At 69.5% G+C, this 25,244-nt stretch carries 27 protein-coding genes and 1 tRNA gene; 13 read left to right on the top strand and 15 right to left on the bottom strand.

Annotated features, from left to right (window positions below; translation table 11 throughout):
* Window positions 1–20: 20 nt before the first annotated feature.
* Window positions 21–96, bottom strand: a tRNA-Leu gene (locus tag AKH00_RS04670).
* A gap of 86 nt (window positions 97–182) precedes the next feature.
* Between AKH00_RS04670 and AKH00_RS04665 the strand changes: the two genes are divergently transcribed.
* From AKH00_RS04665 to AKH00_RS04655, 3 genes are all read left to right on the top strand, one after another.
* The gene (locus AKH00_RS04665) at window positions 183–1,427 is read left to right on the top strand and encodes an alanine racemase (protein ID WP_050721495.1); all 1,245 of its coding nucleotides are present in this window, start codon (window positions 183–185) and stop codon (window positions 1,425–1,427) included.
* On the top strand, window positions 1,424–2,737 hold the full coding sequence (locus AKH00_RS04660) for a D-arabinono-1,4-lactone oxidase (protein ID WP_050721494.1): 1,314 nt from the start codon (window positions 1,424–1,426) through the stop codon (window positions 2,735–2,737). The genes AKH00_RS04665 and AKH00_RS04660 overlap by 4 nt, the downstream gene beginning before the upstream one ends.
* Window positions 2,738–2,823: 86 nt before the next feature.
* Window positions 2,824–3,390 carry a LemA family protein gene (locus AKH00_RS04655; protein ID WP_050721493.1) on the top strand — a complete coding sequence of 189 codons (567 nt, stop codon included), beginning with the start codon at window positions 2,824–2,826 and terminating at the stop codon, window positions 3,388–3,390.
* Between the two features lie 36 nt (window positions 3,391–3,426).
* On the opposite strand, the gene AKH00_RS04650 is transcribed toward AKH00_RS04655, so the two are convergent.
* Together AKH00_RS04650 and AKH00_RS04645 are read right to left on the bottom strand one after the other, a co-directional pair.
* Window positions 3,427–3,906: a hypothetical protein gene (locus AKH00_RS04650; protein ID WP_050721492.1), complete on the bottom strand. Its 480-nt coding sequence runs from the start codon at window positions 3,904–3,906 to the stop codon at window positions 3,427–3,429.
* Entirely contained in the window at window positions 3,903–5,165 is a 1,263-nt protein-coding gene (locus AKH00_RS04645; RefSeq protein WP_050721491.1) for a winged helix-turn-helix domain-containing protein, read from the bottom strand. The genes AKH00_RS04650 and AKH00_RS04645 overlap by 4 nt, the downstream gene beginning before the upstream one ends.
* 79 nt (window positions 5,166–5,244) lie before the next feature.
* On the opposite strand from AKH00_RS04645, the gene AKH00_RS04640 reads away from it, so the two are divergent.
* Together AKH00_RS04640 and ilvA are read left to right on the top strand one after the other, a co-directional pair.
* Window positions 5,245–6,441 (top strand): AI-2E family transporter, encoded by a 1,197-nt coding sequence (locus AKH00_RS04640; RefSeq protein ID WP_050721490.1) that lies wholly within the window; start codon window positions 5,245–5,247, stop codon window positions 6,439–6,441.
* Window positions 6,438–7,667, top strand: a complete 1,230-nt coding sequence (gene ilvA, locus AKH00_RS04635; protein ID WP_050721489.1) for a threonine ammonia-lyase — start codon at window positions 6,438–6,440, stop codon at window positions 7,665–7,667. The genes AKH00_RS04640 and ilvA overlap by 4 nt, the downstream gene beginning before the upstream one ends.
* A gap of 64 nt (window positions 7,668–7,731) precedes the next feature.
* Here ilvA and greA read toward each other — a convergent pair whose 3' ends face one another.
* Window positions 7,732–8,220, bottom strand: coding sequence for a transcription elongation factor GreA (gene greA, locus AKH00_RS04630; RefSeq protein ID WP_050721488.1), 489 nt, complete (start codon window positions 8,218–8,220; stop codon window positions 7,732–7,734).
* A gap of 94 nt (window positions 8,221–8,314) precedes the next feature.
* Window positions 8,315–8,701 (bottom strand): DUF4307 domain-containing protein, encoded by a 387-nt coding sequence (locus tag AKH00_RS04625; RefSeq protein WP_050721487.1) that lies wholly within the window; start codon window positions 8,699–8,701, stop codon window positions 8,315–8,317.
* Between the two features lie 69 nt (window positions 8,702–8,770).
* Between AKH00_RS04625 and AKH00_RS04620 the strand changes: the two genes are divergently transcribed.
* Window positions 8,771–9,055: a hypothetical protein gene (locus AKH00_RS04620; RefSeq protein WP_050721486.1), complete on the top strand. Its 285-nt coding sequence runs from the start codon at window positions 8,771–8,773 to the stop codon at window positions 9,053–9,055.
* A gap of 24 nt (window positions 9,056–9,079) precedes the next feature.
* Here the strand turns inward: AKH00_RS04620 and trhA are convergent, their stop codons facing one another.
* Complete coding sequence (gene trhA, locus AKH00_RS04615) at window positions 9,080–9,808, bottom strand: PAQR family membrane homeostasis protein TrhA (RefSeq protein ID WP_050721485.1); 729 nt, start codon at window positions 9,806–9,808, stop codon at window positions 9,080–9,082.
* A gap of 97 nt (window positions 9,809–9,905) precedes the next feature.
* Here trhA and AKH00_RS04610 point away from each other — a divergent pair, with 97 nt between their 5' ends.
* Complete coding sequence (locus tag AKH00_RS04610; RefSeq protein ID WP_050721484.1) at window positions 9,906–10,685, top strand: isoprenyl transferase; 780 nt, start codon at window positions 9,906–9,908, stop codon at window positions 10,683–10,685.
* Between the two features lie 189 nt (window positions 10,686–10,874).
* A complete protein-coding gene (locus AKH00_RS04605) occupies window positions 10,875–12,257 on the top strand; it encodes a PhoH family protein (RefSeq protein ID WP_050721483.1) in 1,383 nt (460 codons plus the stop codon).
* A 174-nt stretch (window positions 12,258–12,431) separates the two neighbouring features.
* Here the strand turns inward: AKH00_RS04605 and AKH00_RS04600 are convergent, their stop codons facing one another.
* The 6 genes from AKH00_RS04600 to xseA form a co-directional block, all read right to left on the bottom strand.
* On the bottom strand, window positions 12,432–13,268 hold the full coding sequence (locus AKH00_RS04600) for a DUF559 domain-containing protein (RefSeq protein WP_082297395.1): 837 nt from the start codon (window positions 13,266–13,268) through the stop codon (window positions 12,432–12,434).
* Between the two features lie 214 nt (window positions 13,269–13,482).
* Window positions 13,483–14,883 carry a class II fumarate hydratase gene (locus AKH00_RS04595; RefSeq protein WP_050721482.1) on the bottom strand — a complete coding sequence of 467 codons (1,401 nt, stop codon included), beginning with the start codon at window positions 14,881–14,883 and terminating at the stop codon, window positions 13,483–13,485.
* Complete coding sequence (locus AKH00_RS04590) at window positions 14,880–15,569, bottom strand: carbonic anhydrase (protein ID WP_050721481.1); 690 nt, start codon at window positions 15,567–15,569, stop codon at window positions 14,880–14,882. The genes AKH00_RS04595 and AKH00_RS04590 overlap by 4 nt, the downstream gene beginning before the upstream one ends.
* The gene (locus AKH00_RS04585; RefSeq protein ID WP_050721480.1) at window positions 15,566–16,210 is read right to left on the bottom strand and encodes a DUF4245 family protein; all 645 of its coding nucleotides are present in this window, start codon (window positions 16,208–16,210) and stop codon (window positions 15,566–15,568) included. Before AKH00_RS04585 ends, AKH00_RS04590 begins: the two co-directional genes overlap by 4 nt.
* A complete protein-coding gene (locus AKH00_RS04580; RefSeq protein WP_235556690.1) occupies window positions 16,207–16,446 on the bottom strand; it encodes an exodeoxyribonuclease VII small subunit in 240 nt (79 codons plus the stop codon). Before AKH00_RS04580 ends, AKH00_RS04585 begins: the two co-directional genes overlap by 4 nt.
* Window positions 16,447–16,500: 54 nt before the next feature.
* Window positions 16,501–17,793 (bottom strand): exodeoxyribonuclease VII large subunit, encoded by a 1,293-nt coding sequence (xseA, locus tag AKH00_RS04575; protein ID WP_050721478.1) that lies wholly within the window; start codon window positions 17,791–17,793, stop codon window positions 16,501–16,503.
* Between the two features lie 54 nt (window positions 17,794–17,847).
* On the opposite strand from xseA, the gene AKH00_RS04570 reads away from it, so the two are divergent.
* From AKH00_RS04570 to AKH00_RS04560, 3 genes are all read left to right on the top strand, one after another.
* The gene (locus tag AKH00_RS04570) at window positions 17,848–18,927 is read left to right on the top strand and encodes a 4-hydroxy-3-methylbut-2-enyl diphosphate reductase (protein ID WP_200903796.1); all 1,080 of its coding nucleotides are present in this window, start codon (window positions 17,848–17,850) and stop codon (window positions 18,925–18,927) included.
* Between the two features lie 4 nt (window positions 18,928–18,931).
* The gene (locus tag AKH00_RS04565) at window positions 18,932–19,723 is read left to right on the top strand and encodes an IclR family transcriptional regulator (RefSeq protein ID WP_050722049.1); all 792 of its coding nucleotides are present in this window, start codon (window positions 18,932–18,934) and stop codon (window positions 19,721–19,723) included.
* Between the two features lie 254 nt (window positions 19,724–19,977).
* Window positions 19,978–20,502 (top strand): DUF6264 family protein, encoded by a 525-nt coding sequence (locus AKH00_RS04560; protein WP_050721476.1) that lies wholly within the window; start codon window positions 19,978–19,980, stop codon window positions 20,500–20,502.
* Window positions 20,503–20,571: 69 nt separating this feature from the next.
* On the opposite strand, the gene fbaA is transcribed toward AKH00_RS04560, so the two are convergent.
* Window positions 20,572–21,600 carry a class II fructose-bisphosphate aldolase gene (gene fbaA, locus AKH00_RS04555; protein WP_050721475.1) on the bottom strand — a complete coding sequence of 343 codons (1,029 nt, stop codon included), beginning with the start codon at window positions 21,598–21,600 and terminating at the stop codon, window positions 20,572–20,574.
* Between the two features lie 183 nt (window positions 21,601–21,783).
* On the opposite strand from fbaA, the gene glpX reads away from it, so the two are divergent.
* Both glpX and AKH00_RS04545 read left to right on the top strand, forming a co-directional pair.
* Window positions 21,784–22,770 (top strand): class II fructose-bisphosphatase, encoded by a 987-nt coding sequence (gene glpX / locus AKH00_RS04550; protein ID WP_050721474.1) that lies wholly within the window; start codon window positions 21,784–21,786, stop codon window positions 22,768–22,770.
* 181 nt (window positions 22,771–22,951) lie between these two features.
* Window positions 22,952–23,251, top strand: a complete 300-nt coding sequence (locus AKH00_RS04545) for a hypothetical protein (RefSeq protein ID WP_082297394.1) — start codon at window positions 22,952–22,954, stop codon at window positions 23,249–23,251.
* Here AKH00_RS04545 and AKH00_RS04540 read toward each other — a convergent pair whose 3' ends face one another.
* Together AKH00_RS04540 and AKH00_RS04535 are read right to left on the bottom strand one after the other, a co-directional pair.
* Entirely contained in the window at window positions 23,252–24,577 is a 1,326-nt protein-coding gene (locus AKH00_RS04540) for a DNA recombination protein RmuC (RefSeq protein ID WP_050721473.1), read from the bottom strand. It lies immediately after the preceding gene.
* A 63-nt stretch (window positions 24,578–24,640) separates the two neighbouring features.
* Window positions 24,641–25,234 carry an exonuclease domain-containing protein gene (locus AKH00_RS04535; protein ID WP_050721472.1) on the bottom strand — a complete coding sequence of 198 codons (594 nt, stop codon included), beginning with the start codon at window positions 25,232–25,234 and terminating at the stop codon, window positions 24,641–24,643.
* Between the last annotated feature and the right edge of the window lie 10 nt (window positions 25,235–25,244).

Here is a 25,244-nt window from a genome sequence, read left to right as displayed (position 1 = left end):
AGACGACAGTGATCGGGTGGTGGTGCCCCCGCTGGGACTCGAACCCAGACTGAAGCGATTTTAAGTCGCCTGCCTCTGCCATTGGGCTACGGGGGCATGACCGTCAGCCTACTGCGGGATGCCGGTGCGACTCGGTCCCGCGAGGGATGAATCCGAGTACGGCGAGGCCGTAGGGTGGGGGAGTGCTCGACCTCACCGCCGACCTGAGCTCCACCTCCGACCACGCCGTGGCCCCCGAATGGGAGGATCCCGCGCGGTACTGGCCACGCCTGTCCGCCGCCACCGGTCACCTCCCCGCACCCGTCGCGGTGATCGACCGCGAAGCGCTCCGACACAACGCGCTCGACCTGCTGGTGCGCGCGGGCGGGCTGCCGATCCGCGTCGCGTCGAAGTCGGTGCGGGTGCGTGCCGTGCTCGACGCCGTGCTCGCGCTGCCCGGCTACCACGGCATCCTCGCCTTCACGCTCGACGAGGCGCTCTGGCTCGCCGAGACGCACGAGGACATCGTGCTCGGGTACCCGACCGTGGATCGTGCCGGCCTCGAGCGGCTCTTCGCCTCGGAGGAGGCCGCACGACGGATCACCCTGATGGTCGACGATCCCGCCCACCTCGATCTCGTCGACAGCGTCGCACCGGCAGGGCGTCGTCCGGAGATCCGGGTTGCGATCGATGCCGACGCCTCGCTGCGATCCGCCGCCCTCGGGCACATCGGCGTTCGCCGCTCCGCACTGTTCACGGCGGGCGAGGTCGCAGCCTTCGCTCGGAGGATCGTCCGTCGGCCGGGATTCCGCCTCGTGGGGCTCCAGATGTACGAGGCGCAGATCGCCGGGCAGGGCGATGCCGCAGGGCCCGACGCGCCCCTCATCCGCCTCGTGCAGGCCCGCTCACGCGCCGAGCTGCGGGACCGGCGTGCGGCGATCGTGTCCGCGCTCACTGACGTCACGCACCTGGAGTTCCTGAACGGCGGAGGCACCGGGTCGCTCGAGTTCACCGGCAGCGACGAGTCGCTCACCGAGGCGAGCGCGGGGAGCGGGCTCCTCGGCGGGCATCTGTTCGACGGCTACCGCTCGTTCCGTCCGGCACCCGCCTCGGCCTTCGCCTTCGACGTCGTGCGGCGACCTGCCCGCGATATCGCGACCGTGCTGGGCGGCGGATGGATCGCCTCGGGTCCGCCCCTCGCCTCCCGTCAACCGCTTCCCGCATGGCCGGAGGGACTGCGCACCCTGCCGCGCGAGGCAGCCGGCGAGGTGCAGACGCCGCTGCAGGGACCGAAGGCCGTGACGCTCGGCATCGGCGACAGGGTGTGGTTCCGCCATTCGAAGAGCGGCGAGCCGGCGGAACGCATCGACAGCTATCACCTGGTCTCGGGCGACGAGGTCGTCGACGAGCTGCCGACGTACCGCGGCGAGGGGAGGGCGTTCCTGTGACGCGGATCGGCGGCACCTGGCAGAACTGGGGACGCTCGGCGCAGGTCAAGCCGTTGCGCGTCGAGCGCCCGCGCAGCCCGGAGGGCGTGCAACGTGCCGTCCAGGCGGCCGTGGCACAGGGACTCGGCATCAAAGCCGTCGGGGCCGGACACAGCTTCACCGGCATCGCGATCGCCCCGGGGGTGCTGCTCGAGCTCGACGACCTGCAGGGGCTGGTCGCCGCCGACGCGACGTCGGGGCGTGTGACACTGCTCGCCGGCACTCGTCTGCACCGGATTCCGCGCCTGCTCGCTCCCTACGGTCTCGCGATGGAGAACCTCGGCGACATCGACCGTCAGTCGATCGCGGGTGCGATCTCGACCGGGACGCACGGCACCGGCGCACGATTCGGGGGCCTCGCCACGCAGGTCGTGGGTCTCACGCTCGTGACGGCGGCAGGGGAGTTCCTCCGCATCGACGATCACCACAACACCGAGATGCTCCCGGCGGCGGCGCTCGGGCTCGGCGCCCTCGGCATCGTCGTCGAGGTGACGCTGCAGTGCGTGCCGGCATTCGTGCTCCAGGCGATCGACGAGCCCGCTCCGCTCGACGACGTGCTGTCGACCCTCGGTGCACGGGTCACGGCATCCGATCACTTCGAGTTCTACTGGTTCCCGCACACCGACGTCGCGCTCACGAAGCGACAGCAGCGGATGCCGGAGTCGACCCGGCGGGAGCCGCTGCCCGTCGTCGGCCGCTGGATCGACGAGACCCTGCTCTCGAACGGCCTGTACCGGGCGGTGTGCGCCACCGCGCAGGTCGTCCCCGCCATCACACCGCCCTTCAGCCGTCTGGCCGTACGGGTCACGGGCGATCGCCGCTACACCGATCGCTCGCATCGCGTCCTCACTCAGAGCCGCACCGTGCGCTTCCGCGAGATGGAGTATGCCCTCCCTGCCGAGAACGTCGTGCCGGCATTCCGTGCCGTGCGCGCGCTGATCGCGCAGCGGGGATGGCGCATCGAGTTCCCGATCGAAGTGCGATTCGCGGCGGCGGACGACCTCTGGCTCTCGACCGCGCACGGGCGCGAGAGCGGCTACATCGCGGTGCACCGCTACTGGCGTGCCGACCACGCCGCGTACTTCGAGGCCGTCGAGCAGATCATGCGCGAACACGGCGGGCGGCCGCACTGGGGCAAGCTCCACACGCTCACGGCGGAGCAGCTGCGCGAGAGCTACCCTCGCTTCGACGACTTCGTCGCGCTGCGCGACCGACTCGATCCTGACCGGGTCTTCTCGAACGCCTATCTCGAACGAGTACTCGGGAGCTGAGCGGCACGATCCCGCGACGTCGCATCCAGTCGACGCGCAGACAGCGCCGATAGGATGGGACAAACACGAGGAAGGGTGGGCCTCTGATGGAATGGCTCGTGCCGGTACTGATCGTCGTCGGAGTGATCCTGCTCGTCGGCATCTACCTCTGGGCGACGTACAACTCGCTGGTGCAGCTGAACGTCCGCGTCGACGAGGCGTGGAGTGGCATCACGGTCCAGCTCAAGCGACGAGCCGACCTCATCCCCAACCTCATCGAGACCGTCAAGGGCTACGCGTCACATGAGAAGGCGGTCTTCGAGAACGTGACCCGTGCGCGGGCCGAGACGCTCTCGGCGAGCGGGCCGGGCGAGGCGGGCATCGCCGAGGGGCACCTGCAGCAGGCGCTGCGCAGTCTCTTCGCGGTCGCCGAGGCGTACCCGCAGCTCCAGGCGAGCCAGAACTTCCTCCAGGTGCAGCAGGCGCTGGTCGACACCGAGGACAAGATCCAGGCGGCGCGTCGGTTCTACAACGGCGGCGTCCGCGAGCTCAACACGAAGATCAAGGTCTTCCCGAACAACCTGTTCGCGAAGGGCCTCGGCTTCACCGAGCGGGAGTTCTTCGAGGTCGCAGACAGCGGCGCGATCTCCGAGCCGCCGCGCGTTCAGTTCTGAACACGGCGGCGCCTGGTCCCGACCGGGAAGAGCTCGTCACCACACTGTGACGGCGACGCCGTCGTCGGAACTCTCCACCTCACCGCGCACACCCCAGGACTCGGTGCGATAGGTCTCGGTGCGTGCCGCGCCATCCTGACCGATGCCGGTCACCGTGGCGATGAGCACCCCGCCGTCGGCCGTGAAGCCGCCGTCATCGGACAGGGTGAGTTCGGGCAGTCGCTCGATGCGGAACCTCACATCCGTCACGCTCGCGAACTCCGCGCCCCAGGGGAGGCGGATGCCGCAGCCCGCGGGCACCGCGCCGTTCGGTGCGCCGAGGGCCGTGCACTCCTCCAGATGCTCCTCGAGGGCGGCCTGCGCCTCGGCGCGCATGTCGAGCGAGACGGAAGGTGAGGGGGTCGGCTCCGGCGAGGGGGTCGCAGTCGGTGCGCCCGCCAGCGCGAGCCACACCACGCCCGCCACGACGATCAGCGCGCCGACGCCGGCCATGATCCACCCGGCACGCCTGCTCATGCCGCCGGCTCTCGTGCGTGCACGTGGCGCCGTACCGAGGCGCTCGGCAGCGCGACGAGGGCTCCGTGCACGGCGTCGGCCGCGGTGCCCCAGCCCGACACCGAGACGTGCTCGAGCCCCTGCCATGCGGCGGCCAGTGCGAGTTCCTCGGCGATGCGGGCGGCGTCCTCGAGCGGGCGCGCCTGCGGCTCCCACCAGGCGGACTGCACCTGCAGCGTCGACGAGGCGCGGTCGGCTTTGAGGTCGACGCGAGCTACGACGCGATCGCCCACGAGCACCGGGAGCGAGTAGTACCCGAACCGGCGCTTCTCGGCCGGGACATAGATCTCGATGCGGTAGTCGAGGTCGAAGGCGCGGAGGGCGCGGTCGCGGAACCACACCACCGGATCGAAGGGCGTGAGCAGCGCGGCGCTGTCGATGCGGCGGGGGAGCGCCGCATCACGATGGCGCCACGCCCTGAGGGGGCGTCCGCCGCGCTCCCAGCCGCGTACCTGCACCGGGAGGAGTTCGCCGGCGTCCACCAGGTCAGCGATCGATTGCGCCACGGCCGCGCGATCGCGGATGCGGTAGTAGTCGGCGAGGTCTGACTGCGTCGCGACGCCGGAGGAGCGGGCGGCGCGACGCACGAGCTCGCGGATCGCCTCGGCGCGCGGGACCTCGCGGGAGAGGATCGCGTCAGGGATGACGTGCTCGGCCAGTGCGTAGGTGCGCTCGAAGCCGGTGCGCCCGCTGATCGCGACGTCGCCCGTGCGCCACAGATGCTCGAGCGCGAGCTTCACGTCGTCCCAGTCCCACCACGTGCCGCGCTCGCGCGGGGCGTCGGCACGCAGGTCGGCGGGGCGCAGAGGACCGCGGGTGCGCAGCTCGTCCTGCACCCAGGCCAGCGTCCGCGGGTTCTGGCTGGGCCACGAGTCGGGCTTCGCCCACCGTTCGCGGAACCTGTCCATGCGGAACCGCCACAGGGACCAGTCGTCGATCGGGATGAAGGTGGCCTCGTGCGCGAGGTACTCCACGTAGTGCGTCGTGCGTGACAGGAAGACCCGATCGAGCAGTGCGGGATCGTAGCTCCCGAGGCGCGAGAACAGAGGCATGTAGTGCGAGCGTGCGAAGACGTTGACCGAGTCGATCTGGAGCACGCCGAGCCGCTCCATCGCTCGGTGGATGTGGCGTGCGGCGGGAGCCTCGGGCCGCGCTCGGGAGAACCCCTGGGCGCCCAGGGCGATGCGGCGCGCCTGCGCGGAGCTGAGGGTGTCGGTCACGAGGCCAGCGTATTCCCGACCTCCGACATCTTGCGTCTCACCGTCGGGAGCGCGGCGTCGAGCGCCGTAGACTTGGGCGATGAGCGAAGAGCAGCGGCCGCGGCTGAGGGATCTCTTCCGCCCGCGCGCGATCTCGACGGATCGTACGGTCACCACCCAGGCGGATGAGGCGGTTCCGCGCGGACTGCGCGTGACCGCCGCCTACGCGTGGCGTCTGCTCCTCATCGCCGCTGTCGTCGCGGGGTTCATCTGGATCGTCATCCAGCTCAAACTGCTCGTGATCCCGCTCATGGTCAGCATCCTCATCACGGCGCTCCTCTGGCCCGCCTTCCAATGGATGCTCCGGCATCGGTTCCCGCGCTGGCTCGCCGTCGCGATCTCCCTCGTCGGCACCATCGCGATCGTCACGGTGCTGCTGTGGCTCGTCATCTGGCAGATCCGTCAGCAGCTGCCCGACGTGCAGAAGCGCAGCGCCGAGGCGATCGAGCAGTTCCGGCAGTTCCTCATCGAGGGCCCGCTGCACCTCAGCGAGAAGCAGATCCAGGGGTACATCGATCAGGGACTGCAGATCATCAACGAGCAGGCTCAGCTGCTCTTCAACGGCGCGCTCGCCGTCGGCACGACCGCGGCGCACGTCGTCACCGGCGCGGTTCTCGCCCTGTTCATCCTCATCTGCCTCCTTGCGGACGGCGGTCGGATCTGGCGGTGGACGCTCCGCCTGTTCCCCCGCGCAGCCCGTCCCGCCGCCGACGCGGCCGCCACCAACGGCTTCGCGACCCTCGTGAACTACGCCCGCACCCAGCTCTTCGTCGCCGCGATCGACGCGGTGGGCATCGGCGTCGGCGCCGCACTGCTCGGCGTCCCGCTCGCGATCCCGGTCGCGGTCCTCGTCTTCCTCGGCTCGTTCGTGCCGATCGTCGGAGCCGTGGTCACCGGCGCGATCGCCGTGCTGCTCGCACTCGTCTACAACGGTCCGTGGATCGCTCTCGCGATGCTCGGAGTCGTCCTCGCGGTGCAGCAGCTCGAGGGACACATCCTGCAGCCGATCATGATGGGGTCGGCGGTGAAGGTGCACCCGCTCGCGGTGGTGCTCGTCGTCGCCGGCGGATCGATGGTCGGCGGCATCCCCGGGGCGCTGTTCGCAGTGCCCCTCGCAGCGTTCGTGAACGTCGCGGCAGTCACCATCAGCACAGGGTCGTGGCGAACCGGCCATCAACCGGACGCCGACCTGATCTGGAGCACAGTCCCGCGCGAGCGGACACGGAGGAATCGATGAGCGCAGTACCCAGCCTGGCCGAGTTCGAGAGCGCTGCTCAGGGTCTGGCTGAGGTCATCATGCACACGCCGACCTTGCACTCCCGCGCCCTGACGGACGTGCTCGGCTCGCCCGTGCTGCTGAAGATGGAGAACCTCCAGCGGACCGGATCCTTCAAGATCCGCGGCGCCGCGTACCGCCTGTCGCGTCTGAGCGAGGAGGAGCGGGCCCGTGGCGTCGTGGCGGCGTCCGCCGGCAACCACGCACAGGGCGTCGCGCTCGCGGCACAGGCCCTCGGCATCCCCGCCACGATCTTCATGCCGATCGGGGTTCCGGTCCCCAAGCTGCTCGCGACCCGCGGATACGGCGCCGAGGTCGTGCTCGAGGGCGAGACCGTCGCCACGTCGCTGCGTCTCGCCGCCGAGTTCGCCGAGTGCACCGGAGCGGTACTGATCCACCCCTTCGACCACCGTGACGTCGTGATCGGCCAGGGCACGCTGGGGCTCGAACTGCTCGATGACGCACCCGACGTCGACACGATCGTGCTGGGCATCGGCGGAGGCGGGCTCATCGCCGGCGTCGCCGCCGCGGCCAAGGCGCGTGCGGCGCAGCGCGGACGCAGCGTGCGGGTCATCGGCGTGCAGGCCGAGAACGCGGCCGCCGTGCCGCCGTCGCTCGAGGCCGGACATCCGGTCGACATCGAGACCCGGCCGACCATCGCCGACGGCATCCTGGTCGCGCGTCCGGGCGCGATCCCCTTCGACATCATCAAGGACCTCGTCGACGAGGTCGTCACGGTGTCGGACGACGACCTCGCGCGGGCGATCCTCATCCTTCTCGAGCAGACGCGCGTCGTCGCCGAGCCGGCAGGCGCCGCGAGCGTCGCGGCGATCCTCGCGGGCAAGGTGCAGGGGAGCGGCACCACGATGGCCGTGCTCTCGGGAGGCAACATCGACCCGCTGCTGCTGCAGCGCGTGGTGTCGCACGGACTCGCCGCCTCCGGTCGGTACCTCACCATCCGCATCCCCCTGCCCGACCGTCCCGGTCAACTCGCTCGGGTCTCGGAGCTCATCGCCGAAGCCGGCGCGAACGTCATCGAGGCGATGCACACGCGGCACGGGCACGGACTGCAGATCAGCGACGTCATCCTCGAGCTCAGCGTCGAGACCCGCGGACCCGAGCACTCCGAGTTCACGCTCGACACGCTCCGCACCGCCGGCTTCACGCCGATCGTCGTTCCCGACTGATCCAGGAGCCGCACACGACGAAGGCCCCCTCCGCATGGAGGGGGCCTTCGTCGTGTCGCCGAGGTCAGCCGGTGTAGGTCTCGACCTTGACGACCTCGACGGAGATCGAGCGACCGTTCGGAGCCTCGTACGACGACTTCTCGCCGACCTTGAGGCCGAGGATAGCCTGCCCGAGCGGGCTCGCCTCGCTGTACACGTCGAGGTCGCTGCCGGCCGCGATCTCGCGGCTGCCCAGCAGGAAGACCTCTTCACCGCCGGCCACGACGGCGGTGACGACCGTGCCGGGCTCGACGATGCCGCGGCTCGCGGGCGCCTCGCCGACCTTGGCCGTCTTCAGCAGGCCCTCGAGGGTGCGGATGCGCGCCTCCTGCTTGCCCTGCTCGTCCTTGGCGGCGTGATAGCCGCCGTTCTCCTTGAGGTCGCCCTCCTCGCGGGCGGCCTCGATGCGCTTGGCGATCTCGTCGCGTCCCGTCGTGGACAGGTGCTCCAACTCGGCGACGAGCCGGTCGTAGGCTTCCTGCGTGAGGAAGGGAACCTGAGCGTCAGTAGACATGACGAAGCTCCTTCTTTCGGTATCCGCCGATCTACCCGGGGATATGCCAAGACGCCCCGGCACGGTGCCGGGGCGTCGTCTGTCTGCCCCGAGTCTAGGCGACCCAGCAGCTGTTCACCAAACCTGTGGTCGCCTCGGACACGGTCGGGATGCTCGCCGAGAGGGCCTGCGAATGGCTGTCGGATGCCGGGATCTCGACGACCTTCCACCCCACCACGCCGAACTCCTCGTCGAGCGCCTCGACCACGCAGACGACATCGCGACCCTGCGCTCCGGTGATCTGGAAGCGCACGTCGACGCTGTGCTCGTCGACCAGGTCGAATCCCAGGTCGTCCGAGTCGACGTTGTTCATCTGCGAGGCGACCGTCATCCATCCGAAGGCGCCCACGACGAGCACGCCGATCGCGATGAGGATGATCCACGGAGCCCGCCGTCTGCGGGTGCGGCCGTAGCGGTCGTCGAGCTGTTCTGCGGTCGTCACGGGGTGGGTCTTCCGGTCGTTAGGCTGGTATCTCCAGGTTATGCGACCTGCGCAGGAAAGGCAGACTCCATGCTCGCTCTGATCGAGACCCCGATGCCGACACCGACCATGACGGTGGAACCCGAGGCGGTCACGCCGGGGTTCGTCGGCTTCGCGGCCGTGGTGATCCTGCTCGTCGCGGTGATCCTGCTCATCCTCGACATGAACCGTCGGATCCGCCGCGTGCGCTACCGCGAGGAGGTCCGGGAGGAGCTGGATGCCGAGGAGGCCGCCCTCGCCGCGGACGAGGCGACCGAGACCGACGCCGACCTGCCCGAGGTGCGCGAGGGCGACGACGACCCCGAGAAACGCTGACCCCGGGGCTCGTCGCTCAGTGCATCAGGCGCCGAGCGAGGGCGACAGCGGATCCAGTGCGATGAGCAGGCACGCGGTCCAGTGGCTCAGGAACGCGAGCACCGTGCAGACGTGGAAGATCTCGTGGAACCCGAAATGTCCCGGCCACGGGTTGGGCTTCTTGAGCGCGTAGACGACCGCGCCGCCCGTGTAGAGCAGGCCGCCGACGATCACGAGCACCATCATCGCGACGTTCGCGTTCAGGAGATCGACGATGTACATCACCGCTGCCCAGCCCAGCAGCAGGTAGAGGGCGACGTAGAGCCAGCGCGGCGCATTGATCCAGAAGACGCGGAACAGGATGCCGAGCAGCGCGCCGCTCCACACCAGGACCAGCAGCAGCGTCCCCTTCTCCGGCGGTAGGGCGAGCACCGCGAGCGGCGTGTAGGTCCCGGCGATGAGCAGCAGGATGTTCGCGTGGTCGATTCGCTTCAGGACCACCTTGACCGTCGGTCCCCAGTTGAAGCGGTGGTAGACGGCCGAGTTGCCGAACAGCAGCAGCGAGGTCGCCATGAACACCGCGGCCGCCCATTTGGCCGCGCCGCCCTGGGCGAAGACGATGAGCAGCACGCCGGCGGCGATCGCGACGGGGAACGTGCCCGCGTGGATCCACCCGCGCCAGGTCGGCTTGATCTCGACGTGCGCGTCATCGGCGGCCTCGTCGAGCAGAGGCAGCTGAGGAAGATCGGGGGCGGAGTCGGCGGGGGTGCTCACGTGCTCACTCTAGGTGCCGCGCCATTCCGCCAGGCGTACATATCCTGAGCGTCCGTCCTCGGTGTTCCCCCGCCCGGCGCGGTAGCGTAGGGAGGTGATGTCACGTGAGGGTCAGGGGCGGGGTCCGCTGTACCGGCTCTACACCAGCCGGCTGCGTCGCCACCTGGACCCTGCGACCGTCCCGCATCACGTTGCCATGATGATCGACGGCAACCGCCGATGGGCGCGCCAGCTCGGCTACGACACCCCCGCCGAAGGGCATCGCGCCGGCGCCGCCAAGATGCGGGAGTTCCTCGGCTGGTGCGACGAGCTCGGCATCCGCGTGGTGTCGCTCTACCTGCTGTCCAGCGACAACCTCCGCAAGCGCGACTCCGCGGAGCTCGCCGACCTCATCGAGATCATCGCCGAGCTGGCCGAGGCGCTGTCGCGCGAGGGCAACTGGCGGGTCAAGCACGTCGGGCGCTCCGACATCCTGCCGCCCGAACTCGCGCGGGTGCTCGACGACGCCCAGGAGCGCACGAAGGACCACACCGGGCTGCACGTGAACCTCGCGGTCGGCTACGGCGGACGCAACGAGATCGTCGACGCCGTGCGCAGCATCGTCACGGCGCACCAGGCCTCCGGCGGCACGATCGAGGACCTCGCCGCCCACCTCACGCCGGAGATGATCGGCGAGCACCTGTACACGGGCGGCCAGCCCGACCCCGACCTCGTCATCCGCACGAGCGGCGAGCAGAGGCTCAGCGACTTCCTGCTGTGGCAGAGCGCCCACAGCGAGTTCTACTTCGTCGAGGCGCTCGGCCCCGACCTCCGCCAGGTCGACTTCCTCCGCGCCATCCGCGACTTCGCGGACCGCGACCGCCGATTCGGCCGCTGACCTCTCCGCCTCGGCGTTCATCAACACGTAACGAATCGGCGGCGTGTCGAATCACGTGGATGTCGGTCCCTGGTCGTAGCTTCTAGGCATCGGGCAAGGCGCCCGTCGAGTCGGCCTCAGGTTCGCGACTCGTGACCCCCTGGTCGACTCGTTCGAAATAGCCGGGATTCCCCGGGTCGGGAGTGGGTCGTGACCTCACGTACAGCGCAGCAGTCCACCAGCACCGCGCAGCAGTCCACCCGTAAGACGACGAAGCGGGCGACGTCCGCGGTCCCTGATCAGGATCTCCGCACGTACGTGCTGGACACCTCGGTCCTGCTGAGCGATCCGCAGGCGCTGTTCCGGTTCGCGGAGCACTCCGTCGTCCTCCCGGTCGTCGTCATCACCGAGCTCGAAGGCAAGCGCCACGACCCGGAGATCGGGTACTTCGCGCGGCAGGCCCTCCGTCACCTCGACGACCTCCGCATCGAGCACGGTCGCCTGGACTTCCCGGTGGAGGTCGGCGAGGGCGGCACGCTCCGTGTCGAGCTCGCCAACGCCGACACCTCGGTGCTCCCCGCCGGCATCCGCCTGAGCGACAACGACAGCCGCATCCTCTCGGTCGCGATGCATCTCGCGCAGGACGGGCAGGACGTCACGATCGTGTCGAAGGACCTCCCGATGCGCGTCAAGGCCGCGTCGCTCGGCCTCCGCGCCGAGGAGTACCTCGCCGAGCAGGCCGTCGACTCCGGGTGGACCGGGATCACGACGCTGGATCTCTCGGGAGACGAGATCAGCGACCTGTACGAGAGCGAGGTCGGCATCAGCGAGGACGCCCGCGGTCTGCCGATCAACACCGGGCTCATCATCCACTCCGAGCGCGGTTCGGCGCTGGGGCGGGTCACGGGCGACGGCGAGTACCGTCTGGTGCGCGGCGACCGCGACATCTTCGGGATGCACGGACGCTCGGCCGAGCAGCGCATCGCGATCGATCTGCTGCTCGATCCCGAGGTCGGCATCGTCTCGCTCGGCGGGCGCGCGGGAACCGGCAAGTCGGCGCTCGCGCTGTGCGCAGGCCTCGAGGCCGTGCTGGAGCGCCAGCAGCAGAAGAAGATCATCGTGTTCCGGCCGCTCTTCGCGGTCGGCGGGCAGGAGCTCGGCTACCTCCCCGGAGACCAGGGCGAGAAGATGGGCCCCTGGGGGCAGGCGGTGTTCGACACGCTCGGCTCCGTGGTCTCCGGCAACGTCATGGAGGAGGTCGTCGAGCGCGGACTGCTCGAAGTGCTCCCGCTCACGCATATCCGCGGTCGCTCGCTGCACGATGCGTTCGTGATCGTCGACGAGGCGCAGTCGCTCGAGCGGAACGTCCTCCTCACGGTCCTGAGCCGAATGGGACAGAACTCGCGAGTCATCCTCACGCACGACGTCGGCCAGCGAGACAACCTCCGGGTCGGCCGCCACGACGGCATCGCCAGCGTCATCGAGACGCTCAAGGGCCACGACCTGTTCGCGCACGTCACGCTCACGAGGTCCGAGCGCTCCGCGATCGCGGCGCTCGTGACCGAGCTCCTGGAGGGTGGCGAGCTCAGCTGAGCCCGCCCGTCAGCGGATGCCGTGGGGCGGCATCCGCTGACGTCTCGGAGCGACGGTTCCGTTCGACCCGTCCAGGGCCGGTCGTTCCGGGGTGACATTTCGGGGGCCGACACGCCAGATCGCACCAGTTTCGGGAGGGAACGGGCGGCATGTGGCGAGTCGGCCCCCGAACCGTCACGCGTGGTCGCGAAGGCGTGCGGCGGCGCCGAGGACAGCGGCCTGCACTGTCGGCCAGTCGTGGACGATTTGGGCGTAGCTGAAGCGCAACGTCTCGTATCCGGCGGCCGACGCCGCGGCATCCCGCATCAGATCGCGGTGTCTTCTCGCAGCCCCGGTGTGATTCTCTCGCCCGTCGACTTCGATGATCAGACGCCCACCGACGACGAAGTCGACGCGACCGACGCCGTCAATGGCGACCTGACATGCGAGCACGAAGCCCAGAAGGTGGAGACGGATGCGGAGCAGGGACTCGAGTCCGCTCTGGGCATCGGCTCGTGCGAGGTCGACGAGCCAACGGGCATACCCCGGCAGAGCCCGGCGGATACGCTGCACCGCCGCCCGGCTCAGTCGGCCGAGGTTGAGAGCGGACTCCAGTGACGCGAAGAAGGATTCGTCTCCGCGACAGCGGTGGACGTGCACGAGAGCCGTCTCGACATCGACCGCGCCGAGCGGGACGTCGCCCCGGAAGTAGTGACCGATGCACCGGCATGCGTCGTGCTCGCGCGCGCGACCTCGGCGTCCGATCCAGACGTGTGGTCGAGGACCGTCCTCAAGCACCCAGACCCCGTGCAGGCGCAGCGCAGAGGTGCATGAGAGGGCGCCACCATGCAGAGCTGCCTCACGGACGTCGCCGTGCACGGAGCCTGTCGCGAACAAGCCGGGGCGCACGCGCTCGATCTCACCGCGGCGCACCGCGTGGGATAGACGCTGACGCGTGACACCGAAACTCTGCAGGGTTGTCCCGCGCGCGAGACCGCCGAGGCTGGTGATGACGTCGTGAGGCGAGAGCATCGACCCAGCGTGTCGGGCTCGTCACGCCCCGGCATCCGTCGCTCGTCATCTCCCCCGGTAGTCGGGGACACATCACCGAAATCGACTCCTGTGGAGGAGATGTCGTGGGACACAGAATGGGGGCCGACACGCCAGATCTCGGTCCGGAACACGTGCCCCGGCGGTGATCTGGCGTGTCGGCCCCCGAAGTGGAAACCGGGACCGTGATCCGGAGTCAGCCCGGGTGCGTCATCGACAGCAGGTCGAGCTTCTCGTCCAGCTGCTCCAGGGTGAGCTCGCCGCGCTCGACGTAGCCGAGGTCGATCACGGCATCCCGCACCGTGATGCCCTTGGCGACCGAGTGCTTCGCGATCTTCGCGGCCGCCTCGTAGCCGATGAGCTTGTTGAGCGGAGTCACGATCGACGGGCTCATGCCCGCGAAGGCCGCAGCGCGCTCGGTGTTGGCCTGCAGACCGTCGACCGTCTTGTCGGCGAGCACGCGCGAGGCGTTCGCGAGGAGGCGGATCGACTCGAGCAGCGCCGTGCCCATGACCGGGATCGCGACGTTGAGCTCGAAGGACCCGGATGCTCCGGCCCAGGCGACCGTGGCGTCGTTGCCGATCACGCGCGCGCACACCATGAGCACGGCCTCCGGGACGACGGGGTTGACCTTGCCGGGCATGATCGACGAGCCGGGCTGCAGGTCGGGGATGTGCAGCTCGCCGAGACCCGTGTTCGGCCCGGAGCCCATCCAGCGCAGGTCGTTGTTGATCTTGGTGAGCGAGACGGCGATCGTGCGCAGCGCGCCGGACGCCTCGACGAGGCCGTCGCGGGCTCCCTGCGCCTCGAAGTGGTCCTTGGCCTCGGTGATCGGCAGCTCGGTCTCGGCCGCGAGCAGCGCGATGACCTTCTGCGGGAAGCCGAGAGGGGTGTTGATGCCGGTGCCGGTGGCGGTGCCGCCCAGGGGCACCTCGGCGACGCGGGGGAGCGCCGACTGCACGCGCTCGATGCCGAGGCGGATCTGGCGCGCGTAGCCGCCGAACTCCTGGCCGAGCGTGACCGGAGTCGCGTCCATGAGATGCGTGCGGCCGGACTTGACGGCGTCCTTCCACAGCTCGGCCTTGGCCTCCAGGGCGACCGCGAGGTGGTCGAGGGCCGGGATGAGCGTGTCGATCAGGGCCTGCGTGACGGCGATGTGCACCGAGGTCGGGAAGACGTCGTTCGACGACTGCGAGGCGTTCACGTGGTCGTTCGGGTGGACGTTCGCGCCGAGGATGCGGGTCGCGAGCGTCGCGAGGACCTCGTTCATGTTCATGTTCGACGACGTGCCGGATCCGGTCTGGTACGTGTCGACCGGGAACTCGCCGTCGTGCGCACCGGTGGCGACCTGGTCGGCAGCCTGGGCGATGGCGTCGGCGATCGCGCCGTCGAGGGTGCCGAGGTCCTTGTTCGCGAGCGCTGCGGCCTTCTTGATGCGCGCGAGCGCGGCGATCTGCGCCGACTCCAGTCCCTTGCCCGAGATCGGGAAGTTCTCCACGGCGCGCTGCGTCTGCGCCCCGTAGAGCGCGTTCACGGGTACCCGCACCTCGCCCATGGTGTCGTGCTCGATGCGGTACTCCTGCTGGGTGTCGGTCATTCCGAACCTTCCTTGGTTGCGGGGCTCTGCCCCTCGGTCTCGATTCCGTCGGTCTCGATGCCCACCGTGATGACGGGCACGGCGGTGCCCTCCGCCAGGCGGTAGTTCGCACCCACGATGCCCAAGCGGCCCTCCGCGACGGCGTTCGAGATGATCTCGGACGACTGCAGCAGGTCGCCGACCGTGTTGCGCAGGTGCTCTCGGCCGACGAGTTCGGCGTCGATCTCGTCGACGGTGCTCCCGCCGCTCTCGGCGAGGACCTTGCGGGCGGCGGGGACGATCGGGGCGACGAGCTTCCAGATGTGCGGGGGGAGGGGAGCCGCGTCGATCGCGGTGCCGTCGATGGCGGCGCGCACGGCGCCGCACGAGTCGTGGGCGAGCACGACGATGAGAGGCACTTCGAGCACGGCGACCGCGTACTCGAGGCTCGCGACGATGGATTCGCCGATCACCTGACCGGCGTTGCGGACGACGAAGAGGTCGCCGAGGCCGAGGTCGAAGATGATCTCGGCGGCGAGTCGCGAGTCCGAGCATCCGAACAGCGTCGCGACGGGATGCTGGGCTTCGGCGAGGTGGCGACGACGCGCGACGTCCTGATTCGGATGCCGGGGCGCGTCGTCGACGAACCGCTGGTTGCCGTCCTGCATCTGCTTCCAGGCGGCAGTGGGGGTGAGCGTCTGTGTCATGAGGACTCCGAGAGTTCGCGGATCTGGGGGACGAGGGACTCCGCGAGCTCGGCGGTCGAATCGGCCGATCGTGAGCCGTACAGGAGCACGTAGTCGTCGCCGGCCTGCGTGCCGATCGCGTAGGTGATGTTCTGCTTCGCGCCGGCGTCGCCGAGCGAGTAGACATCCCACTCGAGCCCGCCGATCGTCGTCGTGTCGGTGGGTGCGATGCCGTTCAACCGCTGCGGGGCCCAGGACGAATCGGCGTCGAACGCCTGGGCGAACTTCACGAAGCCGCGTTCGTTCTCGGATGCGGGGGCCAGTGTGACGTCCCACACCACGGTCGCGTCGCTGGTGAGACCTGCGGCGTTGACCCGCCAGAAGTCGTCGTCGATCGGGACGATCACGGGGCTGCCCATGGTGGTCTCGACGTCGGCGGCGATGCGGGCGACATCGATCGTCTGGGGGGTTGCCGGCTCGCCGCGTGGCACCGCGAACACGATCACGGCGACGATCGCGAGGGTCGCGATGAGCGCTGCGACGAGTCCGCGGATGGTCTGGCTCGACCGGTAGGCCCGGCTGAACTCCGCCTTGCGGGTCGCCGTCTCCTCCGGGGTCTCCGGGCGGCCGAGTTCGGCGACCACGGGTGGGCGCTTGCTCACGACGCATCCTCGTCGGGAGCATCGGATGCTGCGGCGCGCGCGGCGTCGAGGCGGCGCTTCGCGCCCAGGAGCCACTCCTCGCAGCGCGCCGCGAGGGCCTCGCCACGCTCCCACAGCGCGAGCGACTGCTCGAGGGTCGGCGCGCCCTGTTCGAGCTCCGACACCACCTTCACGAGCTCGTCACGCGCGGCCTCGAACGACAGCGTGTCAACGGGGGTGTCGTTCAGCGCACTCACGCCATCCATCCTACGCGGTGCGCGACGGCGCCCCTGCGGGCGGACAGGCGTCGATCACGCGGGCCGGGGATCGGCGCTCTCGGCGATCTCGCCTTCCGAGCGGGCCGCGATCGAGCCTCGGTCGACCGTGATCGTGAGGGTGCTTCCGGACGGGGCGTCGGCGGCGTCGCGGAGGATCACCCCGCCGTCGAGGTGCGCGATGGCGTAACCGCGGGCGAGCGTCGCGGCGGGCGACAGCGCTCGCAGCGAGGCGCGCAGCTCGCTCGTGGCGCGTCCGGCGGCGTCCAGCCGTCGGGTGACGGTGTCGCGTCCGCGGGAGAGCAGCAGCCAGACCTCCTGCGAGCGTGCGTCGGTGATCGGGTCGGGGGAGCGCAACGCAGGACGCGACCGCAGCTGCTCGAGCTGGGCGATGTCGTGGGACACGCGCTGCGTCAGTCGCATGGTGGCGCGTGAGCGGAGCTGGGCGATGAGGGCGCGCTGCTCGCTCACGTCCGGGACGACGCGCTTCGCGGCGTCGGTCGGCGTCGAGGCGCGGAGATCCGCCACGTCGTCGAGCAGCGGGTGGTCGTTCTCATGCCCGATCGCGCTCACGATGGGCGTCTTCGCCGCCGCGACGGCTCGAACGAGACGCTCGTCGCTGAACCCGAGGAGCGTCTGCGGATCCCCGCCGCCGCGGGCGATCACGATCACGTCGACGTCGGGGTCGGCATCCAGGCGCGCGAGTGCCGCCAGGGTGTCGGGCACGCAGCGGTCGCCCTGCACGGCCGCGTACTCCGTGCGGAAGCGCACCTGGGGCCAGCGCAGCTCCGCGTTGCGGTGCACGTCCTTCTCGGCATCCGATCTCTCACCCGTGATGAGGCCGATCATGTGCGGCAGGAACGGAAGTCGCTTCTTGCGGGCGGGGTCGAAGAGGCCTTCCTGGCGAAGCTGCGCGCGCAGGCGCTCGAGCCGTTCGAGCTGGTCGCCGAGCCCGACGTGCTTCATGGCGGAGACCGCGAAGCTGAAGTCGCCGGCCTTCACGAAATAGTCGGCCTTGACCGCCGCGACCACGTGGTCGCCGACGCCGAGGTCGTTCGGGATGCGTGCACGCACGCTCGACCAGATCCGGATCGAGATCTGCGCGTCGGAGCGCGTGTCCTTGAGTCGCGCGAAGACGTTGCCGGCGCGGACGTTCCAGGACGTGATCTCGCCCTCCACCCAGACGGTGTTCCAGCGCGCCACGAAGTCCCGGATGGTCGCGTTGAGCCGCGCGACGGAGGTAGGAGCTTCGGCCGAGGAGTCGCGCGGGGCGACGGCGTCGGCCGGCGGGGTCTCTCCCGATCTCGTCGACGCTTCGAAGACGGTCATCCGCTCACTGCACCTTCCCGGTCCCGCTCAGGCAGCCGACGGTAGAATCGGAGTGTGACTTCGACTGCCGTTCATCTCCCCGCCCCGCGTGTCCCTCGAGTGCGTGCGGCTGCCGGGCGGCTTCAGGATAACCCGGTCACCGGACACAAGCGCGTTCTGCTCGCGGCGCCGCGTGGTTACTGCGCCGGCGTCGACCGCGCCGTGGTCGCCGTGGAGAAGGCGCTCGAGCGCTACGGTGCGCCGGTGTACGTGCGCAAGCAGATCGTCCACAACATCCACGTCGTGACCGAGCTCGAGGCGCAGGGCGCGATCTTCGTGGAGGAGGTCGATGAGGTTCCCGAGGGTGCTCACGTGGTGTTCAGTGCGCACGGCGTGTCGCCCGCGGTCGTGAACGCGGCATCCGATCGCGGTCTCCACGCCATCGACGCGACCTGTCCGCTGGTCACCAAAGTGCATCGCGAGGCGGTGCGCTTCGCGCGTGACGACTTCGAGATCCTCCTGATCGGCCACGACGGCCACGAGGAGGTCGAGGGCACGGCGGGCGAGGCGCCGAACCACGTCACGGTCGTGAACTCCCCGGAGGAGGCCGACACCGTGCAGGTGAAGGATCCGAAGAAGGTCGTGTGGCTGTCGCAGACCACGCTCTCGGTCGACGAGACCATGGAGACCGTCAACCGGCTTCGCACCCGTTTCCCCGATCTGCAGAATCCGCCGTCCGATGACATCTGCTATGCGACGCAGAACCGCCAGGTCGCCATCAAGAAGGTCGCCGCGAACGCCGATCTCGTCATCGTCGTCGGATCCTCGAACTCGTCGAACAGCGTCCGTCTGGTCGAGGTCGCCCTCGAGTACGGCGCGAAGGCCGCCTACCGCGTGGACTATGCGGAGGAGATCCAGCAGGAGTGGCTCGACGGCGTCGAGACCGTCGGCGTGACGAGCGGCGCCTCGGTGCCTGAGGTCCTCGTGCGCGAGGTCCTCGACGCGATCGGCGATGCCGGTTACCGCGATGTCGAAGAGGTGAAGACGGCAGAGGAGGACCTGATGTTCTCCCTGCCGAAGGAGCTGCGCCAGGACTCGTCCGGTCAGCGTGACGCTCGCGCTCTGGGGGGACGCGCATCCGGCGGAAGCGCGTAGGACGATGAGCGCCGCGGAAGCGGAGCCGACCCTCATCGGGTCCGTGCAACGCGCGTTGCGCCTGGTCGACATCGTCGCCAACTCTCCGAGACCGCTCCAGGTCAAGATGCTCGCGGCGATCACGGGTCTCACACTCGGCACGACATACAACCTCGTGCGGACGCTCATCCACGAGGGCTACCTGTCCAACGAGCCTGACGGCCTCGTCCTGGGTTCGCGGTTCCCGGCGTTCCAGACCGAGGCCGATGCGCGGGGCGTGTTCCTCGCGCGGGTGCGCTCCGCGCTGCGCGAGGTGACGGAGGAGGTCGGCGCCACGGCGTACCTGTCTCGCTTCCACGACGGCGAGATGCACCTGGTGGACATCGTGGATGCCGTGCGCAATCCGCGCATCGAGCTCTGGGTCGGCCTGGATGCGAGCGCCCATGCGACGGCGCTCGGCAAGCAGATCCTCACGGACCTTTCGGACGAGGAGCGCCTCGACTACCTGTCCCGCCATCGTCTCGAGGAGTTGACGCCGCGGACGATCAGCGATCGGCGCACTCTGCTCACGCAGCTCGAGCATTCGCCGGGCTTCACGGTCGATCAGGAGGAGTACGCGATCGGGAACACCTGCGTGGCCGTGCCCGTCGTGGCGCCGAACGTCTCCGCATCCCTCGCGATCTCGCTCCCCGCCGACCATGCGGTCGTCGACAGGGCTCTCGTGACATCCCTGCAGCGCACCGCGCGGCGGCTGTCCCTGCAGCTCGGAGCCGACTCTCTCGATGGAGCCCTCCCGGCCGGCGAGTTCTCGATCTGACGCCGTTTCACCATCTGAAGAAACAGCTCTGGCGACCCACTCCGCGCCTCCCTAGGCTCGAAGATGTGGACGTCTGTGCGAACGACGTCCACAGGTGGCGGGGCCTCCCCAGTGTCCTGTTCCACCAGGACGGCGGGTGTCCCCAGTGCTCGCCGTCCGCGGCCCCGAGGATTCCCCATGCCTCCGGGGCCGTCACCGTCTTCGGACCCTTCCGGCTGGGAGCCGCTCCGATGCGCGCCGGATACCATGTCGGAATGAGCGATCAGCGTCCGCAGTACGGGGAGCTCGCGACTCCCGAGGAGCAGCGCAGGGCCGCTGGTCTGCCCCCGCTGGATCAAGCGCCTCCCGTGCTGGTCGAGCAGGCGCCTGTCGCGCCCACGGCTGTCGAGGCGCCCGTGAAACGCTCGCACCCGGTGGACCGGGTCATCACGATCGGTCTGCTCGCCTACGGCCTGATCAACGTCGTCATGACCGGTCTGTCCTACCTCGACTTCGCGACGGCCATGAACGAGGTCATGCGCATCGTCGGAGTCGAGGGCGAGTTCACGAACTACGCGCAAGGCAGACTCTGGGGGACCATCGCCGCGATAGTCCTGGTCGTCGGCTGGTCGCTCACCGCCGCGGTCGCGATCCGCAGACTGCGTCGCGGACTCGTCGCCTGGTGGGTGCCACTCGTCGGAGCGGTGGTCACCATGATCGCCACCTCCATCTGCGTCGCGATCCCGCTCATGGGGGATCCCGCGTTCATGGAGTACATCGCTCGCAGCTCCGGCTCCTGAGCTTCGTCGACTCGGATACACGGATGCCCCCGGCCGATCGGCCGGGGGCATCCGTCGTCTGAGCGCGGGTCAGCTCTGCGACTGGCCGTAGGAGCCGAGCTGGCGAGTGGACTCCACGACGCGGGCGGCCATCGCCGTCTCCGCGATCTTGCCCCAGGCGCGCGGGTCGTACTGCTTCTTGTTCCCGACCTCACCGTCGACCTTGAGGACGCCGTCGTAGTTCTTGAACATGTAGTCCGCGATCGCCCGCGTGTAGGCGTACTGCGTGTCGGTGTCGATGTTCATCTTGATGACGCCGTTGGCGACAGCGAGCGCGATCTCCTCGTCGGTCGAACCCGAGCCGCCGTGGAAGACGAGGTCGAGCGGCTTCTCCGAGGTGTTGTACTTCGCGGCGACCTGCTGCTGGATCTCGCCCAGCAGCTCGGGGCGCAGCTTGACGCCTCCGGGCTTGTACACGCCGTGCACGTTGCCGAACGTGAGGGCGGCGATGTAGCGGCCCTGCTCGCCGAGGCCCAGCGCCTGGACGGCCTGGTCGACGTCGGCGAAGGTCGTGTAGAGGGCCTCGTTCGAGCCCTCGTGCGCGACGCCGTCCTCCTCGCCTCCGACGACGCCGATCTCGACCTCGAGGATCGCGTTGATCGCCTTCATGCGAGGGAGGAGGTCCTTGGCGATCTCGATGTTCTCGGCGAGCGGCACGGCCGAGCCGTCCCACATGTGCGACTGGAAGATCGGGTTGCGACCCGCCTTGACCTCGTCCTCCGAGGCGGCGATGAGGGGCTCGACGAAGCCGGCGAGCGCATCCTTGGGGCAGTGGTCGGTGTGCAGGGCGACCGTGACCGGGTAGTTCTTGGCGACCTCGGTGGCGTAGCGCGCGAACGCGAGTGCGCCCGTGGCGCGGGCCTTGACGGTGTGGCCGGCGAAGTAGTCGGCACCGCCCGTCGTGACCTGGATGATGCCGTCGGAGCCGGCCTCGGTCAGGCCCTGGAGGACGGAGTTGATGGTCTGCGAGCTCGAGACGTTGAATGCGGGGTACGCGAAGCCGCCGGCCTTCGCGCGGTCGAGCATTTCGGCGTACTGATCCGGGGTGGCGACGGGCATGAGAACTCCTGCGATAGGTGAAGCCGGGACAGCAGTCACTCTATCGGGGACGACAGGTGGATGCCGGGGAGCCGACATCGGGGGATGCGATCTCCTGCGCTGATGTTAAGAATCGTGCTTTCTTCGTGTCGCGGGAGACGAAAACGGAGCGTTTGCGCGCCCCTGGCTGGCTATGCTGACCGCATGGTGAGTCTGACGGCCGATCTGAGCCCCCTGCGTCCTGACCGAAATCTCGCAATGGAGCTGGTGCGTGCGACCGAGGCCGCGGCCATCCGCGCCGTGCCGTTCATCGGCCGCGGCGCCAAGGAGGCAGCGGACGGCGCCGCCGTCGACGCCATGCGGGCGTTCCTCGGGACGGTGGCGTTCCAGGGCCGTGTCGTGATCGGCGAGGGCGAGAAGGACAACGCGCCGATGCTGTTCAACGGCGAGGAGGTCGGCACGGGTGTCGGCCCGGAGTGCGACATCGCCGTTGACCCGATCGACGGCACCTCGCTCACGGCCGCCGGTCGGCAGAACGCCCTCTCCGTCATCGCGGTGTCCGATCGCGGTTCGATGCTCGACGCATCGAGCGTCTTCTACATGGACAAGCTCGTGACGGGACCTGCCGGCGTCGGCGTCGTCGACATCCGCCTCCCGATCGGCGAGAACATCCGCAAGCTGGCCGGAGCTCTCGGCAAGCCGGTCGACGAGATCGTCGTCTCCGTGCTGAACCGTCCGCGCCACGAGAAGCTCATCCAGGAGATCCGCGACGCCGGTGCGGGAACCCGCCTCATGAGCGACGGCGATGTCGCCGGCGGCATCAATGCCGCCCGTCATGCGGCCCGCACCGACATGTGCGTGGGCGTGGGCGGCAGCCCGGAGGGCATCGTGACGGCCTGCGCGATCAAGGCGCTCGGCGGTCACATCCAGGGGCGGCTGTGGCCACGAGACGACGATGAGCGCCAGCGCGGGATCGACGCGGGTCTCGACATGGACAAGGTCTATGAGGCCGACGACCTCGTGCGGGGCGACAACACGATCTTCGTCGCCACGGGGGTCACCGACGGACAGCTGGTCGGTGGAGTGCGTCGTGAGGGCGGCTACATCTACACGGAGAGCGTCGTGCTGCGCGGCGCCTCGGGAACGCTGCGTCGAATCGCTTCGGAGCACCTCGTCTCCAAGTGGCTCTGAGCCGTTCCGGAGACCCTCTCTGAGCCCCGATCGGAGCCGTTCGTCGGGGCATCGTTACCGACCCGTCATCCATCGTTCGAGGCCCGAAACCGGGTTTGCACGCCCCTCATGGCACAATTGAGCCTGGGTTTGTCGCCGTCGACGGAGCCGCCAGGCACCGCAGGCTGAGGAGGGCGAGCACATGGCAACGCAGCACACGAGCGGAATCCCCGCACGGACGAAGATCGTCACCACGAACACCGGTCGAATCCTTCGGGTGAACGTCGACGAGGCGTCGGCGCCGGGAGCAGCAGCGCCCGCGGCGTCCACGTCCGCCCCTCCGGCTGTCGTGGTGACGGACCCTGCTCGCCGTGCGGACGTGCTGTTCCGCAAGCGTCGGGACGAAGGACACGAGCTCAGCTCGTGGTGGATGGTCGGCGCGTTCGTCGTCACGAGCGGGCTCGTCATCCTGCTGCTGAGCGGCGTCCCCGGCGTCGCCTGATCAGCGGCGGTGGGTCGCACCCCCCGAATCCAGCCGGCCGCGGACCTCGCCGACGTCTGCCCGGAGATGCGGCTCCTCAGTGCGTTCGTCCGTGCGCACGTCCATCTGCACGTCCATCTTCTCGTCGGAACCGTCGGCGCGGGTGCTCTCCTCGTCGCCGACAAGCTCGATCGCGGTGAAGCGGCGAGGCTGCGCGGTGACCCGGGCGGGGGCGCTGTCGAGACCGGACGCATCGATGCCGGGGAACTGCCGTGCGGTGACGAGCACCCGGCTCTCGAGCGACCCGGCGAAGCGGTTGTAGGTGTCGACCGTGCGCTCCAGCGCTCGACGCAGGTCGTCGGCATGCCCGGCGAGCACGCCGAGGCGGTCATACAGCTGCGTGCCCAGCGTCAACAGGGCGCGTGCCTCGGTAGACACCTCTTGCTGCGTCCACGTGTAGGCGACGGTCTTCAGCACGGCCCAGAGGTTCACGGGCGAGGCCAATGCGACGCGCTGACCGAACGCGTGATCGAGTAACGTCGGATCCTCATCGATCGCCGCGGCCAGCAGAGACTCGCTCGGCAGGAAGCAGATGACGAACTCCGGCCCCGCCTCGAGCCCTGACCAGTACGCCTTCTTCGCGAGGGCGTCGATGTGCGCGCGCACGGCCTTTACGTGCTTCTGAAGCAGTGCACGGCGCTGAGTCTCGTGCGCATCCCCGAGGGGGAGTGCAGACGCCTGCAGGTAGGCGTCGAGCGGCACCTTCGCGTCGACTGCGATCGAGGCTCCGCCCGCGAGCCGGATCACCATGTCGGGGCGCCCCTGGCCGCGGTCGGAGGTGATGGTCGTCTGGAGGTCGAAGTCGACGTGCCGGGTGAGCCCGGCGGCCTCGACGACACGCCGCAGCTGAGTCTCGCCCCAGACGCCGCGGGTGGCCGTCGAGCGAAGCGCACCGGCAAGGGACTCCGTCGTCGCCCGCAGCGCCTCATCTGATTCCTGAGCGCGCCGCAGCTGTTCGGCGAGGGAGCCGAACTGCGCCTGACGGTCGGTCTCCATCGCCGCGACCTTGCTCTGCATCTGCTGCAGGCTCTCACGCACGGGCGCGAGAGCCGTCAGCACGGCGTTCTGCTGCTGCACGCGCTGCGCCTCGGCCCGCTGCTCCTGACGACTGTGCTCGACGGCGTCGCGATAGAGGTCGTACTGACGGTCGCGGTCGTCGCGCGCGGCAGCCAGCTCGGCCTCCGCGCGCGCGATCTCCGCCGCGCCACGCCCGGAGCGCAGCATCCACCCGACGGCACCGCCGACGAGCAGCGCCACCAGGAGGAGAACGATCGTGAGAGCATCCATGCGTCCATGGTGGCCGGGGCCTCGGACATTCCGCGCAGCGACTCGGGGAGAGCCGCCCGTTGCTCAGGCGACCGCGCGCTCGGGGCTCGCGACGACCGGCTCCGTGACGCGCAGTTTGAGAACGCTCGCAAGCGCGAACACATCGGGCGCCGCGAGGCGACGGGCCGCATCCATCACGATATGCGCGCAGGCGAGGGCGTCGGCCAGGGCGTCGTGGTGCGAGAAGCCGGTGAAACCCGCGGCTTCCGCGGCCCGCGGAAGCCGGTAGGAGTCGAGGTCGTACACCTTGCGGGCCACCTGCAGGCTGCACAGGGAGCGGTACGGAGGGCAGCTGGTCGCGGTCGCCTCCGAGGCGCGGCGCAGCACGTTGAGATCGAAGCCGGCGTTGTGGGCCACGAGCACGTCTGAGCCTGCGAAGTCGCACAGGTCCGCGAACTGCTCGGTCCACGATGCGGCGGAGCGCACGTCGTGCGGACGGATGCCGTGGATCTTGACGTTCCATTCCTGGAACTCGTCGTGACCGGCGGGCGGACGGATGAGCCATCCGGCGGTCGCGACGACCTGGCCGTCGCGCACCCGCACGAGTCCGACGGAGCACGCGGAGGCGGGGCTGGAGTTCGCCGTCTCGAAGTCGATAGCGGTGAAGTCCAGGGGCACGACCTCACTC

The organism is Microbacterium sp. GCS4 (assembly GCF_001262495.1).
In the GTDB taxonomy this organism is placed as follows: Bacteria; Actinomycetota; Actinomycetes; order Actinomycetales; family Microbacteriaceae; genus Microbacterium.
Note: the sequence above shows the minus strand (reverse complement) of the source record. Positions and strands in the feature narration are given on the sequence as shown.

Excerpts from the sequence above, each read along its gene's own strand:
- AKH00_RS04650 (WP_050721492.1), bottom strand. The coding sequence starts at position 3,906 with ATGAGCAGGCGTGCCGGGTGGATCATGGCCGGCGTCGGCGCGCTGATC.
- greA (WP_050721488.1), bottom strand. The coding sequence starts at position 8,220 with ATGTCTACTGACGCTCAGGTTCCCTTCCTCACGCAGGAAGCCTACGAC.
- glpX (WP_050721474.1), top strand. The coding sequence starts at position 21,784 with ATGGTGAGTCTGACGGCCGATCTGAGCCCCCTGCGTCCTGACCGAAAT.
- AKH00_RS04540 (WP_050721473.1), bottom strand. The coding sequence starts at position 24,577 with ATGGATGCTCTCACGATCGTTCTCCTCCTGGTGGCGCTGCTCGTCGGC.
- ilvA (WP_050721489.1), top strand. The coding sequence starts at position 6,438 with ATGAGCGCAGTACCCAGCCTGGCCGAGTTCGAGAGCGCTGCTCAGGGT.
- AKH00_RS04545 (WP_082297394.1), top strand. The coding sequence starts at position 22,952 with ATGGCAACGCAGCACACGAGCGGAATCCCCGCACGGACGAAGATCGTC.
- AKH00_RS04595 (WP_050721482.1), bottom strand. The coding sequence starts at position 14,883 with ATGACCGACACCCAGCAGGAGTACCGCATCGAGCACGACACCATGGGC.
- AKH00_RS04560 (WP_050721476.1), top strand. The coding sequence starts at position 19,978 with ATGAGCGATCAGCGTCCGCAGTACGGGGAGCTCGCGACTCCCGAGGAG.
- fbaA (WP_050721475.1), bottom strand. The coding sequence starts at position 21,600 with ATGCCCGTCGCCACCCCGGATCAGTACGCCGAAATGCTCGACCGCGCG.
- AKH00_RS04600 (WP_082297395.1), bottom strand. The coding sequence starts at position 13,268 with ATGCTCTCGCCTCACGACGTCATCACCAGCCTCGGCGGTCTCGCGCGC.
- AKH00_RS04565 (WP_050722049.1), top strand. The coding sequence starts at position 18,932 with ATGAGCGCCGCGGAAGCGGAGCCGACCCTCATCGGGTCCGTGCAACGC.
- AKH00_RS04655 (WP_050721493.1), top strand. The coding sequence starts at position 2,824 with ATGGAATGGCTCGTGCCGGTACTGATCGTCGTCGGAGTGATCCTGCTC.
- AKH00_RS04610 (WP_050721484.1), top strand. The coding sequence starts at position 9,906 with ATGTCACGTGAGGGTCAGGGGCGGGGTCCGCTGTACCGGCTCTACACC.
- xseA (WP_050721478.1), bottom strand. The coding sequence starts at position 17,793 with ATGACCGTCTTCGAAGCGTCGACGAGATCGGGAGAGACCCCGCCGGCC.
- AKH00_RS04590 (WP_050721481.1), bottom strand. The coding sequence starts at position 15,569 with ATGACACAGACGCTCACCCCCACTGCCGCCTGGAAGCAGATGCAGGAC.
- AKH00_RS04620 (WP_050721486.1), top strand. The coding sequence starts at position 8,771 with ATGCTCGCTCTGATCGAGACCCCGATGCCGACACCGACCATGACGGTG.
- AKH00_RS04640 (WP_050721490.1), top strand. The coding sequence starts at position 5,245 with ATGAGCGAAGAGCAGCGGCCGCGGCTGAGGGATCTCTTCCGCCCGCGC.